The sequence below is a fragment of the Chryseobacterium phocaeense genome, assembly GCF_900169075.1.
Lineage (GTDB): Bacteria > Bacteroidota > Bacteroidia > Flavobacteriales > Weeksellaceae > Chryseobacterium > Chryseobacterium phocaeense.
This window is the reverse complement of the sequence record NZ_LT827015.1, coordinates 337,156-353,010: the sequence shown is the minus strand read 5'-3', so window position 1 is coordinate 353,010 and position 15,855 is coordinate 337,156. Positions and strand designations below refer to the sequence as shown.

The window sequence follows — 15,855 nt, the reverse complement described above, 5'->3', positions numbered from 1 at the left end:
TTTAATTATAAATATTCTGATACAAAATTACAAAATAATTATAATACTGATGTATTTTCATTCCTCAGAAAAGCTGCATAATAATCCGGAATTGCGCTTTCTTCGATTGCGAGAGCTGTTTCTTCAATCGGATAAGCAATCTGAACAATTTCAGGAAAAATCTGCTCTTCATTCATTGTGAGGATCAGATATGAAGCAAGCCGGTTATCTTCTTTGGAACGGCCCACGGAACCGCAATTCACCGCCCAGCCCATAGTTTTAAGATATTTTTTAAATGATAAATGAGTGTGTCCCATCACAATGATATCAGACCGGGATTCTTTCAGCATATCAGCAAAAACCCCATCATCCTCTGATTCGTAAAGATAGGTATCATTACTCGACAAACTCGAATGAACCAGTTGGATATTCCAGCGCTTCCTGCCTATTTTATAGTTTAATTTTAAATGAAATGGAAGCTCTGACAAAAATTTTTTATTCGTCTCTGTAATATTCTTTTTGGAATGATCAATCGCTACGAATCTTGCTTCCGTTTCTTCTTCAGAATGCTTAGATAAAGGAATTACAGGAATATTAAAAGCTATTCTTTCATCGTGGTTTCCCATCAGGCAGGGGATATTCAGATCTCTTATTTTTTCAATCACTTCATTTCCCCACGGCGCAAAATCTACAAGATCTCCCAGACAGAACTTCTGCTGTATTCCTCTTTTTTGAATATCATTCAACACTGCCTCAAGCGCCGGAAGATTCCCATGCACATCACTGAAAACCGCAATTTTTACCATATCTGTTCCATTATCCATAAACAAATTTACAAGAGAGCACGAACAATGACATGAGTTCAGCATATGACATTTCACATAAAAGACAAATTTAAACTATCATTATTCTAATACTTAGCTATAATTCATCCTATTTTTATTATACAACCCCTCCTTGTAACTTTGCATCATAAAATTTAAACAATCATCAAATGAAAAAAGTATTGCTCATCAACGGAGGACAGAATTTCGGACATTCCGGAGGAAAATATAATGACACCATCGCAGAAAACACATTGGAAGTTCTTAAGAATTTCGGGAATGTAGAAATAAAAACAACCCAGGTTTCAGATGGCTATGATAAAGATGAAGAAGTAAAGAAATTTGTTTGGGCGGATTATATTATTTACCATACCCCGATCTGGTGGTTCCAGCTTCCGAATGGCCTGAAAAAATATATCGACGAAGTTTTCACTGCAGGACACGCCAAAGGAATTTATATGAGTGACGGAAGAAATGCAGAAAATCCTGAAATCAATTATGGTACAGGTGGCATGCTGGGCGGAAGAAAATACATGGTCACCACCAGCTGGAATGCTCCCAAAACAGCCTTCACGCTTCCCGGAGAATTTTTCAATGAAACCAGTGTGGATCATGGACCGTTATTTGGTTTCCATAGAATGAATGCTTTTGTTTCCCTGGAAAAAATGGAGAGTTTCCACTTCCATGACGTAGAGAAAAACGCCGATATCGAGCGTGATATGAAACTGTACCGAAAACACCTTGAACAGGTTTTCGAGAAAGAACTTAAACCTCAGCTGGTCTAATGAAAAAAGTATTTATAACAGGAGTTACCGGTTACATCGGGGGTAGTGTTGCGCAAAAGCTTTTAGAGAAAAACTACACGGTATCGGGCCTTGTCCGCAATGAAGAGGCCGCAGAAAAACTGAGACAGGCAGGCATCGAACCCATTATAGGCCATGTGCATGACCAAACAGTTTTGAAGGCTGCCATCTCCCGGACTGATGCCGTTATCCACACAGCTGATTCTGCCGATGATGCCTATACTGTCGACAGTTTTATCAATTTACTGGAAGGAAGCGGTAAAACATTTATTTTCACTTCGGGTTCCGCTATTTTCGGAGGAAAAGAAAACGGAGAAAAAAACGGATTTGTCTACACAGAAGATATTCCTTTAAATCCAAGACTGGAAATGGCTTCCAGAGTACTGATCAATGATTATGTACTTCAGTCCGCCAAAAAAGACATCAGAAGCATCGTGATTGTCCCGACCATGGTGTATGGAGAAGGTCTGGGATTGAAAAAAGACAGTATTCAGCTTCCGGCATTAATCAACTTCTCAAAAGAAAAGGGATTTGGGGTGTATTTCGGAAAAGGTGAAAATATATGGTCGAATCTTCATATTGAAGACCTGGCAGACCTGTATGTTCTCGCGCTGGAAAAAGCAAAACCGGGCTCTCTTTATTATGCAGAAAACGGTTCTTCCACCATCAGAAATCTGGCAGAAAATATAAGCAGACAATATCAATTACAACCGGCGCAGTCCGTCAGTGTGCAGGAAGCAGTTCTCACCTTTGGTGCTGCAGGCGGATATTTCGGATTTGCATCCAACAGCTTATGCAATGCTGATAAAGCACGAACAGAATTAGGCTGGAAACCACAATATCAATCAATTGAAAATTTTATTTAGTTATGAAAATCTATCTTACAGCAGTTATAAAAGCAAAAGAGGAACATCAAAAGGAAGTACTGGAAATTCTTCAGAATATGGTACAGGAAACCAGAAAAGAGGAAGCTTGTGAACTTTACAGCCTTCATCAGGGAATTGAAGATAAAAATCAATTCATTTTCTATGAGATCTGGGCAAGCGAAGAAGGACTGGCACAGCATAATCAGCAGCCATACATTCAGGCTTTCGGAGCGATTATTGATGAAAAATTACAGGAACAGCCACAAATTTATACCACTCACATTCTTTGATATGAAAAAACTAGCATTTCTATTGTTAACCCTATTCAGTATAGGATTTATCCATGCACAACACCAAAAATCTAAAAATATGAAAAAGAAAATTTTATTTGTCGTAACCAGTCATGACAAAAAAGGAAACACCGGAGAAGATACCGGATATTATCTGGGCGAAGTTTCCCATCCATGGGAAGTTCTTCACAAAGCAGGTTATGAAATAGATTTTGTAAGCCCGAAAGGCGGAACTCCTCCTGTAGACGGATTTGATTTAAAGGATCCCGTAAACAAAGAATTCTGGGAAAACAAGGAATACAAAAATAAAATTGACCATTCCTTACAGCCTTCCCAGGTGAATCCAAACGATTACGGTACGATATTCTATGCAGGAGGCCACGGAGCGATGTGGGATTTTGCCGATAATACGGAACTGGCCGCGATAGCCTCGAAAATCTATGAAAACAATGGCATTGTAGCTGGCGTTTGCCACGGCCCTGCTGGTCTTGTCAATATTAAACTCAGCAATGGAAAATATCTGGTAGATGGCAAAAAGATCAACGCCTTCACTAATGAGGAAGAAGCCGAGGTGAAACTGACCAACGTAGTTCCGTTTCTTCTGGAAGAAAAACTGAAGGAAAGAGGCGCAAAATTTGAAAAATCAGGATTGTGGCAGAACCACGTGGTGACAGATCAAAGAGTGATCACCGGGCAGAATCCTCAGTCTGCGAAAAGTGTGGGGGAAGCTATTTTAAAGGAACTTAGCAAATAATTTTTTTAACCACAAAAGGTGTAAAAATTTTAACACTTTAGTGATTTGAAAGTTTAATATCAGAATGCGTAGAAGCTCACTTAAGTTTTTAAAAAATCAAAGATTTTTATGCAATACATCTGTGAAAATCTGCGCCATCTGTGGGAAAATAAAACTAAAAACTTTGAATATTTACACTTATGTAAAGCTTATTAAATATTTTCTTAACCATTAAGAACAGTTTAAGTTGTTAAGAATATTAAGTTTAGCGTTGCCTTAAGCTTTGTTACTGATACAAAATCTATAGTTTTTTTCTAAACCATTCTTACCTCCTTAAAAACCTTAATACTTTAAAGCTATTATCTAAATCACTTAAAATTTACATCAACATTCAATTCAAAACAAAAAAATGGAATACAGAAAATTAGGAAATACGGAACTGGAACTGTCTGCAATTACCCACGGAGCCTTTGCTATCGGCGGGAATATGTGGGGCGGAAATGAGAAACAGGATTCCATCAATTCAATTCACGCTTCTTTGGATCACGGCGTAACTTCTATTGACACGGCACCTTTTTACGGTTTCGGGCTCAGCGAAGAAATGATCGGCGAAGCCATTAAAGGAAAAGACCGTTCAAAAATCCAGTTACTGACGAAGTTCGGGCTCGTTTGGGACGGCAGCAACAATGGAAAAGGCGAATTCTTTTTTGATGCTGAAGATGAAGGAAAAATTCTTCCTGTTTACAAATATGCTTCAAAAGCCAATGTCATCAAGGAAGTGGAAGAAAGCCTGAAAAGACTGGGAACAGATTATATTGATCTTTTGCAGCTTCACTGGCCGGACAGCACAACACCGATCTGCGAAACAATGGAAGCCATGGAAGTCCTTATCCAGCAGGGAAAAATCCTTGCAGCCGGAGTCAGTAATTATTCGGTTCCGCAAATGCAGGAAGGTAACAGAACCCTCCATCTGGCCAGCAACCAGGTGGCGTACAGTATGCTGAACAGAGCTATTGAAAATGATCTTGTCCCTTATTCTTTGGAAAACAATTCAGGAATTATTGTGTACAGCCCAATGGAAAGAGGGCTTCTCACCGGAAAATACTTCAAGGACAATAAGCTGAAAGATAATGACCACAGAAACGGCTATTTCTCACAGTTTGATCTACATAAAGTAAAATCTTTCCTTGAAAAAATAGAACCTGTTGCAAAAGAAAAAGGAGCTACACTTTCACAACTGGTATTACGCTGGACTACCTTACAGCCAGCCATTACAGTAGTTTTAGCGGGAGCCAGAAATGCGCAGCAGGCTATAGAAAACGCTCAGGCCATGTCCATTGAACTTTCTCAGGACGAGCTGAATTTCATCAATACAGCACTCAGCGAAATTTAATATCATATCATCAGTAAGCTGTTTACGATAAACCGTTTACTGATTTTCTCTTTTAACCTCATAAAAATGAAAAATAATCTGATCAGAATGTTCGGGTTGGTTATTCTATTGACCTTCAACAACCTTTCCTTAAAGGCACAAAACCTGAGCATCAACCCTGACGATACATCCTGGTATCCTTCTGCATACGGAGCCCATGACGAAATAGGAGCCGCCAATCTGCTGACTCCGGAAGTGGTAAAGCAAGCCATAGGATTAGTAAAACAGGGAAAAACCATTCCCTTAGCTGTGGCCATCGATAAAAACCTTCCCGCTTTCAGACACAGAAGTTTTAATCTGTATAATATCCAGCCCGGTGAGCAGGGAGGAAAAAGCCTTGGACCGAATAAATTCACATTCAATGATGAGCTTGTCAACGGATGGACCGGAGTAGGAACCCAGCTGAACGGCATAGGCCATATCGGAATTGACAATACTTACTACAACGGAAATAAAGCCGTTGATTTTGTAACCGTGGAAGGTGTAAAGAAATTAGGGATTGAGAAAGTTCCTCCGTTTGTTACCCGCGGTGTGGTTCTGGATATGACTGCTCACTATGGAAAACCTGTTGTTCCGGGAGGTACAGAATTTACGACAGCGGATATCAAAGTCGTTTTAAAGAAACAGGGAATCACGCTTAGAAAGGGAGATGTTGTTCTGTTCAATACCGGATGGCTGGAACTGATTGGGAAAGACAATCAGAAATTCCTGGAAACAGAACCCGGAATCGGGATGGAAGCGGCACAATGGCTTGCTGAGCAGGGAATTGTTGCGTTCGGAGGTGATACCTGGGCATCAGAAGTATATCCTAATCCGAAATCTAAGGAAGGATTTCCTATCAACCAGTTTATGCTGGCCAAAAAAGGAATTTATAATCTTGAACTGATCGACAGCCGAGCACTGGTAAAGAAAAAGATCTGGGAGTTTTTATTTGTCCTGGGACAGCCTTTGTATACCGGATCTACACAGGTGAACATCAATCCTGTTGCTATTTACTAAAATATTCAGCATTACAAAAAAGAGTCTTCAAAAAAAATGAAGGCTCTTCCCGTTAATAACGTTCTAAACAAAAAACTATCTTGGAACTTCCAGATGAGTACTTATGGCAATTCTGTTCCACGCATTGATGGTTACAATAGCCATAATGATCTGGGAGATCGCAGCATCATCAAAATATTGCTTTGCCTTCTGAAATGTTTCTTCTGTAAGTCCCTTATCGCTGATCAGCGTAATTTCTTCCGTCATGGCCAGCAGAACCTGTTCTTCCTCCGTGAAAAGATCTTTCGCTTCTCTCCACCCGTCAAGGATGAAAATTCTCTGCATACTTTCTCCGTATTTAATGGCATCTTTGCTGTGCATATCCAGGCAGTAAGCACATTTGTTGATCTGTGAAGCTCTGAGCTTAATTAATTCCTTCTGAATGTGGTTTAAAGAAATGGTCTGAAGGTATCCTTCCAGTCCAAGCATAGCTTTGTAAGCTGCTGAATCTACTTTGGCAATATCTAATCTTGCGCTCATACTATTATTTATTTATGGGTTAAATGATCAATACTAAAAAAATATTTTGGCTGAACCGCCAGTAAAAATGCGGCTGCGCTTCCTACCCACACCGAGTAGTCAAAGGGAGCCTTAACTCCTAATGCGAAGGTCATTGAAAAGGCAAAAATCAACAGCAGAAAACCTGCGCCATATGCTCCCAGTTTAGTCTTCCAGCCTAAAAGGAGCATTACAGGAAATAAGATTTCAAAAAAAGTTGCCGCATACGCTGAAACAACGCTCATGGATTCCGGAAGAAAAAAAGTAAGTTTTCTTGTATAGGCTTCAAAATTGGCCCAGTTTCCCCAGGCAGAGTTCGCACCCCAGAAACCGAATCGGTCCGCCACTGCTGAAAGCATGGTCACCGCGATGGCAAGTCTTAAAAATAGCTGCGGAAACCTGATATTTTGGTCTGTCATGATATTGGCTTTTAATTACATGACAAATTTCCGACTTATAATCGTTAAAAATCTTAAACTGGTTTAAGAACGTAATTTTGCCCTGATTTCACTCAGGTATTCCGGGGTAAGATTCAGAAAAGAAGCAATTAAATACTGTGGAATCCGTTGAATAAACCATGGATACAAGGTACTGAAATGTACATACAGTTCTTCCCTGGACATCTCATATAAATAACGGATTCTCCGCTCTGAAGCGGCATAAGCTCTTTGGTAGATCATTCTGAAATACCGTTCCATCACGGGATGCTTCTGCAGAAGAAGTTCCTGCTGCTGAAGATCAATAACGAGGATGCTGGAACGCTCCACAGCCTGGATAGAAAAATCGGACGGAATCTGTCTTTCATACGCGAAGGTATCTGTAATCCACCAGTTTTCTATGGCAAATTCAGTGGTCTGTTCTGATCCTTTTTCATTAATAAAAAACTTTCTCAAACAGCCTGTCATTACAAAATACATGGATCTGCAGATTTCGCCGTGAAGCATCAGGTCCTGCTTTTTTTTCACTTCCATCTCTTTAAAAAAAGAACGTACTGAAGCATATTCTTCATCCGAAACCTTAACAAACTTATTTAAATGTTCTTTGAAAGTATCCATCTTTTCAATTGAATGATCAAACTTAACTTTATTTTTTTAGTTTTACAATGACAAAATAATAAATCATGGAACTCGTTGCTAAAATTCTGATTGCTGTTGTTGCACTGGAACATATCTATATCCTGTGGATGGAAATGTTCGCCTGGGAAACCAAAGGGAGAGAGGTATTCAAAGCGGCATTACCGGCTGAAATGTTTAAACCCACAAAAGGTCTGGCTGCCAATCAGGGGCTGTATAATGGTTTCCTTGCGGCAGGACTGATCTGGTCATTCCTTATTGATGATCCGAAATGGCAAACCAATGTTTCCTTATTTTTCCTGGGCTGTGTTGCGGTTGCAGGAATTTATGGAGCTGTTTCTGCTGCGAAAAAAATATTCTTTGTTCAGGCTTTGCCTGCGATATTGGCAATTATTGCCGTGCTTTTGAAGTAAATTTCAAATTTATTTTGTTGGAAATCGCAAAGACACGAGTTTTTTTCTTGTTTTGTTGTTTTAAGGCGCAAGGATTTTATCTCCGATAAAATTGAACCCTGCCCTTGTAATCAGACTGAAACTCTGCGAAAATCGTTCAGAAACTACGATTCGCAATGACGAATGCGTTCTGTCCGCAGTTTTTTGCACGCAGATTACGCAAATCGAGCAGATTTATCATAGGTACAATATCTGTAAGTATGGAATTTTAAAATAAAATCTGTATAATCTGCACAATCTGCGCGAGAAGAAAATTATTATACCCAAACTTTAGATTTAAGTTTCAAAATCGAAGATTTTCAGCTATTCCTTAATGTGTTTAGTGAGCACCCCGTCATTGCAGGGGCAAAGATTTCGTTCTGACATTGTCCAACAAAAGCTACAAAGCAGAAATTTCCAGAAGTTTCTGCTTCATGGTTTCTGGCTTCAGCATGCCTTCATGGTAGTATACCAGTTTCTGATCTTTATCAAGAATGATCCACAAAGGATAGACAGGCTGATCCTTATTTCTGGACAGCGCCAGAGCCAGCTCATGAATTCCTGAACTTCCATTCGGCAGATATCCGAACTCTTTTCCCTGAAACGTTATCTTTTCCTTCGTTTTTTCAGCTTCAAAATTGACCAGATAAAAATTGTCATTAACCAGATCTACAGCTTCTTTGTCTTTATTCAGATTATATTTCTCCATTTTACAGACTGAGCACCAGTCTGTATACAAATGGATGATGACAGGTTTCGGATCTTTTTCCATCAGGGATTCAAGATCGGAAAAAGTGCCTGTCTTCATCTGAGACAGATAAAAACAGGGCACTAACATTAAAAATAAAATAAAAATTCTCATTTCAAAGTATATTTTACCCCCAGAAAACCTCTGATCTTCTGCATAGGAGCATAGCCATATGCCGTATCAAAAGTATAATGGTTGGGATTGTTTACAGGGTCGTCCACATATTTATCAAACGGGTCAAACGGTCTCATCAATGGATCTTTCGGGGTGAAATTGAAAAGGTTTTTAATCCCGCAATATACTTCAAAGCCTGATCTGAAGCTTTTGGAAACCTGGATATTGGCCAAAGAATAAAAAGGTGAATACTCCGGACGGTAGTCATTCGGTAATACAGGAAGCCTCATCGGTCCGTAGAATTGTCCTGTAAAATCCACCGTCAGGTTATGCGGGAACTTATAGGAAAGATTATAGGTCCCACTCCACTTTGGTGCATGAAGCTGTTGTGATTTTTCAGTCTCACCGTCAAATTTCTGATATACATCAAGATAAGTCACCCCCAGATTAATGCTCAGTGGGAAATTGAAGTTGTAATCTACATTCAGTGAAGCACCCCTTGAAATTCCGTATCCGTGGAGGTTATCATAAATAATTTTATCAGGATCCGTATCAAAATCCCCTACGATCTTATTGCTGAAATAGGTGTAAAATGCAGAAGCATCCAATTGCAGCATACGGCTTCCCACCGGAATTTTCCAGATATAATTTAAATTTCCATTGACTGATCTCTCTGGCTTCAGATCAGATTTGATCACTACTTCCCGCGAGCCTGTGAGTGCCGCATGATCTTCCGTAAACAGATTCACCACCCTGAATCCGGTTCCAAAATTGAATCGTAAAGTGTGGTAAGGGTTCGGGGAAAATTTCCATGCAAATCTTGGGGAATGAACTTCGTGGTGGATCTTGTCATAATCAAAACGATATCCAACCAATAACGTATGCTTATCATTGATATCCCATTGGTCCTGAACAAAAGCTCCCCAGATCGGAGACTTCATCGGTGCATTTGTGATTCCGTCTGAAGACAAAGTTCCGGGTGTATTGTCATCATAAAATGTTCTTTTAAATGTAATTCCTCCTGTAAGATCATGCTGCCCTATTTTTTTACTCCAGTAAGTCTGTGCAAATGCTACTTTCTGAAGGGCATCATAGGGATTGCTGCCATAAAAAGAATTCTGGTCATGGTAGTTATAGGAAAACTGGGTCACAATATATTCCTTTAAAGGCCATTGATACAGTCCAAAAACTTCCGCTCTGTTGGTATAAATACTTTCACCGTATACATCACCGCTTCCACGGTAAGACTTGTTCCACTGCATCTCGCCTCCGAAACGGTCTTCATACAGATATCTCAGGGCAAAACTTGCCTGGCGGTTTTCCTTTCGCTGGAAATTCCATTTATTAAAAACAGAAATCCTGCTCTGCAATGCCGAATCGGTAAAATTGTCTTTGTTCTGATCTATTCTTTCCTTAAAACTGAAATAATTTAAACTTAACAGTGCTGCCGCATTTTTACCAACATTGAATTTTGTTGAAAGATCAAGATTATTTTCACTCCAGGTGCTGGTCATCAGATCTACACTTAATTTTGGAGCGGTCAGCGCATTTTTAGTGATAATATTGATCACGCCCCCCATGGCTTCAGAACCATAAATAGAAGAGGCCGGACCTTTTACCACCTCAATCCTGTCAACAAGGCTGTTGGGAATTCCGCTTAAACCATATACCGTTGAAAGTGAACTTACGATAGGCATTCCATCGATCAGGATCATGGTATAAGGCCCTTCCAGACCATTGATATGAATGTCTCCGGTATTACAAACGGAACAGTTCAGCTGAGGTTTTACTCCATTCACCATGGCAATGGCTTCAAAAATACTTGGAGTAGGATTTTTCTGGAAAAACTTCTGGCTGTACACCTCTACAGCAACAGGACTTTTTGACCTGCTGAACGGTTTTAAACTTCCGGTCATCACCACATCATCAATAGCATTGGTTTTCACACTTGCTTTGGGCACTGCTGCAGAATCTCTTTGTAAAGGTTGCTGTACATTCAGGCTGTCGCTTTCCTGAGCAAAACAAAAAGAGGATAAAAAAACAGAAAAAAATAGTATTCGCTTCATGAAATCAAAATTGTTAGACAAATCTAACAATTATTTTTGAATTACCAAACACCATGATAAATGTTGTTGAAATCAATTCGCGAAAAATGACTAAATTTGAGAAACTACATATAAAAGTAAAATGAGATATCATCACGCGGGAAACATCCCACCAAAAAGACATACGATTTTTAAATCACCGGAAGATAAATTTTACTATGAACAGCTTTTCGGAACAGAAGGCTTTCACGGAATTTCCTCACTGCTTTATCATATACACCGCCCAACCCAGATAAAATCCATTGGTCCGGCCAAAGATGTGACACCAAAGATTGCGGTAGAGAAAAATGTGGCTCCGAGAATGTTTAAGGGAATGAATGTAACGCCTGAGGACGATTTTATGGACAGCAGAAAGATCCTTCTGATGAACAATGACCTGAAAATGGGATTATCCAAGCCGAGAAAATCTATGGATTATTTCTATAAAAACGCTGAATGTGATGAACTTCTATACGTACACCAGGGCACCGGGATTCTGAAAACTTTTGTTGGTGACCTGGAATTTGTAACAGGTGATTATCTTATCATTCCGAGAGGAACCATTTACCAGGTGGAACTCAAATCCGAAGACACGGTGTTTTTTGTGCTTGAAAGCCACTCTCCTATTTACACACCAAAGCGTTACAGAAATGAATTCGGACAGCTGCTGGAACATTCTCCGTTCTGCGAAAGAGATATGATCGCTCCGGTTTTCAAAGAACCTGTGGACGAAAAAGGAGAATTTTTAATTAAAGTAAAAAAGGAAAACCAGATCACGGATTTCATCTACGCCACCCATCCGTTTGATGTCGTAGGCTGGGATGGCTATTTTTATCCGTATAAATTTAATATCAAGAATTTTGAACCTATTACAGGAAGAATTCACCAACCGCCGCCAATACACCAGAATTTTGAAGGCCATAATTTCGTAGTCTGCTCGTTCTGTGCCAGAATGTACGATTACCATCCATTGGCAATTCCGGCTCCATACAACCATTCAAACATCGATTCCGATGAAGTTTTATTCTATACGGAAGGTGACTTCATGAGCCGTAACCATATTGACCTGATGGACTTCACCTTACACCCTGGAGGCATCGTACACGGACCTCACCCTGGAGCTATGGAAAGAAGTATCGGAAAAAAATTCACTGAAGAATATGCCGTGATGGTAGATCCTTTCCGTCCGCTGAAAATCACTGAAGAAGCCTTAAAAGTGGAAGATCCATCCTATAAAACCTCATGGCTGGAGGAATCTGACAAAACCATGGAAGACCGTTCACAGGAATAAAAAATCACCCATAAAAATTTCATTATGTACAATTATATTAGTGCAGAAGAAGCGATATATACAGTAAAAAGCGGAAACCGCGTATTTTTCCACGGAAGTGCATGCACCCCGAATTATTTAATTGATGAGCTGGCAAGACAGTCCCATCGCCTGGAAAATGTAGAAATGGTTTCCATTACCCAGCAGGGAAACGTGGAAATAGCAAAGCCGGAATACAAGAACAGTTTCTTTGTCAACTCTCTATTTGTATCCACTCCGGTGCGGGATGCAGTGAATTCTGACCGCGGAGATTTTGTTCCCGTTTTCCTCAGTGAGATCCCTATTTTATTCAGAAAAAATATCCTGCCGCTGGATGTGGCCTTAGTAACGGTTTCTCCACCGGACAGACATGGATTCTGTACCCTTGGAACTTCTGTGGATGTGGCCAGAGCAGCTGTGGATACGGCCAAACTCATTGTTGCCATCGTCAATCCATTAATGCCGAGAACGCACGGAGACGGGATGATCCATATCAGCCGGATCCATAAGCTGGTATGGCATGAAGAGGAACTTCCTACCGTAGATTATGGTTCAAAGGTGGGTCCTGAGGAAATGCTGGTGGGAAAAAATGTGGCAGAGCTTATTGAGGACAGATCAACCTTACAGATGGGGATCGGGACCATTCCTGACGCCGTGCTTAAATGCCTGAACAATCACAAAGACCTTGGAGTTCATACGGAAATGCTGAGTGACGGGGTGATAGACCTGATCCAGAATGATGTGATCAATAATAAATATAAAGGCTACAACGATAATAAGACAATCACCAGTTTCTGTTTCGGAACAAGAAAACTGTATGATTATGTGGATGACAATACCGTTTTTGCATTCAAGGATGTAAGTGACGTCAATTTCCCGATCAATATCATGAGGAACAAAAAGATGGTAGCCATCAATTCTGCCATTGAAATAGACCTTACAGGGCAGGTTTGTGCAGATTCCATCGGAACACTTCAGTACAGCGGAATCGGAGGACAGATGGATTTTATGAGAGGAGCTGCTTTAAGTGAAGACGGAAAACCGATCATTGCCATCACTTCAAGAACCAAAAAAGGAGTTTCGAGAATCGTTCCTTTCCTTAAGCAGGGAGCAGGGGTGGTAACAACAAGAGGGCATATTCATTATGTAGTAACCGAATATGGCACAGCCTATCTTTATGGTAAAAACCTACGACAGCGAGCGCAGGAACTGATCAGTATTGCCCATCCGGACGACAGGGAAATGCTGGAAAGAGCTGCTTACGAAAGGTTTAAACAATAAAAATAATATTTTAAAGTTTATATAACATATCTCTCAAAAGTGAGGTGTGTGTTTTTATGAATAAAAACAAAATGAATCTTAATAAAACTTTAACATTTGGCAGTGTTTTTGATAAACTCATTCAAAACCAAGGAAATTGAAAACGATATATAATTCAATACGGGAAGAAGTTGAAAAACATTCTAAGGTAAGGAATTCTGTTTTGGGGAATGTGAGTGAATGGAAGAGAAGCCATTATATTATTCTTTCCGAAATTATAAAGGATGAATTATCTGAAGCTGAAGAACTAAAAGGCGGAAAAAAATTTGAAATAGGCAATACAATATCACACGTTACGTTACAGCGTTTTTTTGAAAATGATTATCAGGATAAAACCCATAATGATCTCAGGTTCCTGAAAACACTGGATAAGATCTGTATTTTCCTTGGTTATAAGGACTTAAATGATTATATACAATCTTTAAAGTTAAATAACCGCGAAAAAGAACCCGCCGGCAGCCTGGAGTTTCTTACAAAAATGGTGTATGATTACTGCGCCACCACGTTTGAGTTTTACAAAAATTTTCCGGATCATAAAACTGAAATTTTTCAGGAGCTGGTCTTTAGCGGCTCGCCATTTTTAGAAAGAACTTCACAGTTCAGCAAAGAATTATGTGAACGGGATTTTCAGCTGGTCACCAAAAACAACCGTTCCAACTATGAAGTTTTTGATATTCATCTGGTGACGGATGAACCGGATAAAAAAATACTGGAAACCCAAGAGTTCTGGAATCTTCTGTTTAAAGTAGGGGAAACCGGAGAGGAACATTTTGTGAATCAGCTCAATACCCAGATCTATTTTATCCGAAAAATAGACAATGTATGGAAGATCTGGGACAACTATAATCCCGATGCCGGAAGACTGAACAGGAAATTTGAAATAGAAAAATAAAGAAAGCCGTAGAAGTTCTACGGCTTTCCTGTTTCGAAAATATTCTTTTTTTCACTTGTTCTTTGTGATAACAAATGTAGACAACCCTTTTTATTATAAAGAAACTTAAATATACTTAAATGAACACTTCTTTAATTTTATGTTAAGTATATTTCAGGAATCCTCCCCAATATTTTCGCTATTTATAAGATTTTTGTAATTTGCATACATTAAAATAAAAGTAAAAATAGAACTATGTCAACACTTACATTTGCCGAAAAAATTGCTCAAGCTGAGAATTTTTTACCGATCAACGGTACAGATTACATTGAGTTTTATGTAGGAAATGCAAAACAGGCTGCCCATTATTATAAAACCGCTTTCGGTTTTCAGTCTGTAGCATATGCGGGTCCTGAAACAGGAGTAAGAGACCGTGCTTCTTATGTTCTTCAACAGGGGAAGATAAGATTGGTACTAACAACCGGGCTTAAATCCGAATCACCAATCAGCGAACACGTAAAAAAACACGGTGATGGAGTGAAAATTTTGGCACTTTGGGTAGATGACGCGTACCAGGCTTTCGAAGAAACTACAAAAAGAGGCGGAAAACCTTACCTGGAGCCGGTTACTTTAACAGATGACAGCGGAGAAGTGAGAATGTCCGGAATTTATACCTACGGTGAAACAGTACACATGTTCATCGAAAGAAAAAATTACACCGGAGCTTTCATGCCAGGATATGAAAAGTGGGAAAGTGACTACAATCCTGAAGAGGCAGGTTTATTATATGTAGACCACTGTGTAGGAAATGTAGACTGGAACAGAATGATCCCCACTGTGGAATGGTACGAAAAAGTAATGGGATTTGTAAACATCCTTTCTTTTGACGACAAACAGATCAATACGGAATATTCAGCTTTAATGTCTAAAGTAATGTCCAACGGAAACGGATATGCAAAATTCCCTATCAATGAGCCTGCAGAAGGTAAAAAGAAATCCCAGGTAGAAGAATATCTTGATTTCTATGAAGGAGAAGGCGTTCAGCACATTGCTGTGGCTACAAAGGATATCATCCACACCGTAACTGAACTGAAGAAGCGTGGTGTAGAGTTCCTTTCCGCTCCACCAGAGGCTTATTACGATATGGTTCCGGAAAGAGTGGGCCATATTGATGAAGATATTAAAAAATTACAGCAGTTAGGCATCCTTATTGATCATGATGAAGAAGGTTATCTGCTTCAGATCTTTACGAAGCCTGTAGAAGACCGCCCTACCCTTTTCTTCGAAATCATTGAAAGACACGGTGCACAGAGTTTTGGTGCCGGAAACTTCAAAGCATTATTCGAAGCACTGGAAAGAGAGCAAGAGCGAAGAGGAAATCTTTAATTTACAATTAAATAATAAGTTTTGTCAGGATGAACAGTCTTGACAAAACTTTTTTA

The 15,855-nt window shown here is 39.6% G+C and carries 17 protein-coding genes; 11 read left to right on the top strand and 6 right to left on the bottom strand.

The genetic code is table 11. The features are described from left to right. Positions 1–38 precede the first annotated feature (38 nt). Positions 39–803 carry a metallophosphoesterase family protein gene (locus B7E04_RS08490; RefSeq protein WP_228439864.1) on the bottom strand — a complete coding sequence of 255 codons (765 nt, stop codon included), beginning with the start codon at positions 801–803 and terminating at the stop codon, positions 39–41. A 170-nt stretch (positions 804–973) separates the two neighbouring features. Here B7E04_RS08490 and B7E04_RS08485 point away from each other — a divergent pair, with 170 nt between their 5' ends. From B7E04_RS08485 to B7E04_RS08460, 6 genes are all read left to right on the top strand, one after another. Continuing rightward, entirely contained in the window at positions 974–1,588 is a 615-nt protein-coding gene (locus tag B7E04_RS08485; RefSeq protein WP_080778261.1) for an NAD(P)H-dependent oxidoreductase, read from the top strand. Beyond that, positions 1,588–2,472: an NAD-dependent epimerase/dehydratase family protein gene (locus B7E04_RS08480; RefSeq protein WP_080778260.1), complete on the top strand. Its 885-nt coding sequence runs from the start codon at positions 1,588–1,590 to the stop codon at positions 2,470–2,472. Before B7E04_RS08485 ends, B7E04_RS08480 begins: the two co-directional genes overlap by 1 nt. A gap of 2 nt (positions 2,473–2,474) precedes the next feature. Then, complete coding sequence (locus B7E04_RS08475) at positions 2,475–2,762, top strand: putative quinol monooxygenase (protein ID WP_080778259.1); 288 nt, start codon at positions 2,475–2,477, stop codon at positions 2,760–2,762. 79 nt (positions 2,763–2,841) lie between these two features. Beyond that, entirely contained in the window at positions 2,842–3,516 is a 675-nt protein-coding gene (locus B7E04_RS08470) for a type 1 glutamine amidotransferase domain-containing protein (protein WP_080778258.1), read from the top strand. A gap of 388 nt (positions 3,517–3,904) precedes the next feature. Next, positions 3,905–4,888 (top strand): aldo/keto reductase, encoded by a 984-nt coding sequence (locus tag B7E04_RS08465; RefSeq protein WP_080778257.1) that lies wholly within the window; start codon positions 3,905–3,907, stop codon positions 4,886–4,888. A 66-nt stretch (positions 4,889–4,954) separates the two neighbouring features. Continuing rightward, the gene (locus B7E04_RS08460; protein ID WP_080778256.1) at positions 4,955–5,926 is read left to right on the top strand and encodes a cyclase family protein; all 972 of its coding nucleotides are present in this window, start codon (positions 4,955–4,957) and stop codon (positions 5,924–5,926) included. 75 nt (positions 5,927–6,001) lie between these two features. On the opposite strand, the gene B7E04_RS08455 is transcribed toward B7E04_RS08460, so the two are convergent. The 3 genes from B7E04_RS08455 to B7E04_RS08445 form a co-directional block, all read right to left on the bottom strand. Continuing rightward, positions 6,002–6,445, bottom strand: a complete 444-nt coding sequence (locus B7E04_RS08455) for a carboxymuconolactone decarboxylase family protein (RefSeq protein ID WP_080778255.1) — start codon at positions 6,443–6,445, stop codon at positions 6,002–6,004. A gap of 8 nt (positions 6,446–6,453) precedes the next feature. Further along, complete coding sequence (locus tag B7E04_RS08450) at positions 6,454–6,882, bottom strand: DoxX family membrane protein (protein WP_080778254.1); 429 nt, start codon at positions 6,880–6,882, stop codon at positions 6,454–6,456. Between the two features lie 63 nt (positions 6,883–6,945). Then, positions 6,946–7,518, bottom strand: a complete 573-nt coding sequence (locus tag B7E04_RS08445) for a Crp/Fnr family transcriptional regulator (protein ID WP_062653263.1) — start codon at positions 7,516–7,518, stop codon at positions 6,946–6,948. A 65-nt stretch (positions 7,519–7,583) separates the two neighbouring features. Here B7E04_RS08445 and B7E04_RS08440 point away from each other — a divergent pair, with 65 nt between their 5' ends. Next, positions 7,584–7,949: a DUF1304 domain-containing protein gene (locus B7E04_RS08440; protein ID WP_080778253.1), complete on the top strand. Its 366-nt coding sequence runs from the start codon at positions 7,584–7,586 to the stop codon at positions 7,947–7,949. 418 nt (positions 7,950–8,367) lie between these two features. On the opposite strand, the gene B7E04_RS08435 is transcribed toward B7E04_RS08440, so the two are convergent. Both B7E04_RS08435 and B7E04_RS08430 read right to left on the bottom strand, forming a co-directional pair. Beyond that, a complete protein-coding gene (locus tag B7E04_RS08435) occupies positions 8,368–8,775 on the bottom strand; it encodes a thioredoxin family protein (RefSeq protein WP_228439862.1) in 408 nt (135 codons plus the stop codon). A 50-nt stretch (positions 8,776–8,825) separates the two neighbouring features. Continuing rightward, positions 8,826–10,895: a TonB-dependent receptor plug domain-containing protein gene (locus B7E04_RS08430; RefSeq protein WP_080778251.1), complete on the bottom strand. Its 2,070-nt coding sequence runs from the start codon at positions 10,893–10,895 to the stop codon at positions 8,826–8,828. A 121-nt stretch (positions 10,896–11,016) separates the two neighbouring features. On the opposite strand from B7E04_RS08430, the gene B7E04_RS08425 reads away from it, so the two are divergent. The 4 genes from B7E04_RS08425 to hppD all read left to right on the top strand — a co-directional run bounded on the left by B7E04_RS08425 (position 11,017) and on the right by hppD (position 15,799). Then, positions 11,017–12,204 (top strand): homogentisate 1,2-dioxygenase, encoded by a 1,188-nt coding sequence (locus B7E04_RS08425; protein WP_080778250.1) that lies wholly within the window; start codon positions 11,017–11,019, stop codon positions 12,202–12,204. A 24-nt stretch (positions 12,205–12,228) separates the two neighbouring features. Further along, positions 12,229–13,503 (top strand): acetyl-CoA hydrolase/transferase family protein, encoded by a 1,275-nt coding sequence (locus B7E04_RS08420; protein ID WP_080778249.1) that lies wholly within the window; start codon positions 12,229–12,231, stop codon positions 13,501–13,503. Positions 13,504–13,639: 136 nt separating this feature from the next. Further along, complete coding sequence (locus B7E04_RS08415) at positions 13,640–14,434, top strand: hypothetical protein (RefSeq protein WP_080778248.1); 795 nt, start codon at positions 13,640–13,642, stop codon at positions 14,432–14,434. Positions 14,435–14,668: 234 nt separating this feature from the next. Continuing rightward, positions 14,669–15,799: a 4-hydroxyphenylpyruvate dioxygenase gene (gene hppD / locus B7E04_RS08410; protein ID WP_080778247.1), complete on the top strand. Its 1,131-nt coding sequence runs from the start codon at positions 14,669–14,671 to the stop codon at positions 15,797–15,799. Positions 15,800–15,855 lie beyond the last annotated feature (56 nt).

Coding starts and splice junctions, on each gene's coding strand:
- B7E04_RS08480 (WP_080778260.1), top strand. CDS start 1,588: ATGAAAAAAGTATTTATAACAGGAGTTACCGGTTACATCGGGGGTAGT.
- B7E04_RS08485 (WP_080778261.1), top strand. CDS start 974: ATGAAAAAAGTATTGCTCATCAACGGAGGACAGAATTTCGGACATTCC.
- B7E04_RS08445 (WP_062653263.1), bottom strand. CDS start 7,518: ATGGATACTTTCAAAGAACATTTAAATAAGTTTGTTAAGGTTTCGGAT.
- B7E04_RS08455 (WP_080778255.1), bottom strand. CDS start 6,445: ATGAGCGCAAGATTAGATATTGCCAAAGTAGATTCAGCAGCTTACAAA.
- B7E04_RS08440 (WP_080778253.1), top strand. CDS start 7,584: ATGGAACTCGTTGCTAAAATTCTGATTGCTGTTGTTGCACTGGAACAT.
- B7E04_RS08475 (WP_080778259.1), top strand. CDS start 2,475: ATGAAAATCTATCTTACAGCAGTTATAAAAGCAAAAGAGGAACATCAA.
- B7E04_RS08420 (WP_080778249.1), top strand. CDS start 12,229: ATGTACAATTATATTAGTGCAGAAGAAGCGATATATACAGTAAAAAGC.
- B7E04_RS08465 (WP_080778257.1), top strand. CDS start 3,905: ATGGAATACAGAAAATTAGGAAATACGGAACTGGAACTGTCTGCAATT.
- B7E04_RS08425 (WP_080778250.1), top strand. CDS start 11,017: ATGAGATATCATCACGCGGGAAACATCCCACCAAAAAGACATACGATT.
- B7E04_RS08430 (WP_080778251.1), bottom strand. CDS start 10,895: ATGAAGCGAATACTATTTTTTTCTGTTTTTTTATCCTCTTTTTGTTTT.
- B7E04_RS08460 (WP_080778256.1), top strand. CDS start 4,955: ATGAAAAATAATCTGATCAGAATGTTCGGGTTGGTTATTCTATTGACC.
- hppD (WP_080778247.1), top strand. CDS start 14,669: ATGTCAACACTTACATTTGCCGAAAAAATTGCTCAAGCTGAGAATTTT.
- B7E04_RS08450 (WP_080778254.1), bottom strand. CDS start 6,882: ATGACAGACCAAAATATCAGGTTTCCGCAGCTATTTTTAAGACTTGCC.
- B7E04_RS08490 (WP_228439864.1), bottom strand. CDS start 803: ATGGATAATGGAACAGATATGGTAAAAATTGCGGTTTTCAGTGATGTG.
- B7E04_RS08470 (WP_080778258.1), top strand. CDS start 2,842: ATGAAAAAGAAAATTTTATTTGTCGTAACCAGTCATGACAAAAAAGGA.
- B7E04_RS08435 (WP_228439862.1), bottom strand. CDS start 8,775: ATGAAGACAGGCACTTTTTCCGATCTTGAATCCCTGATGGAAAAAGAT.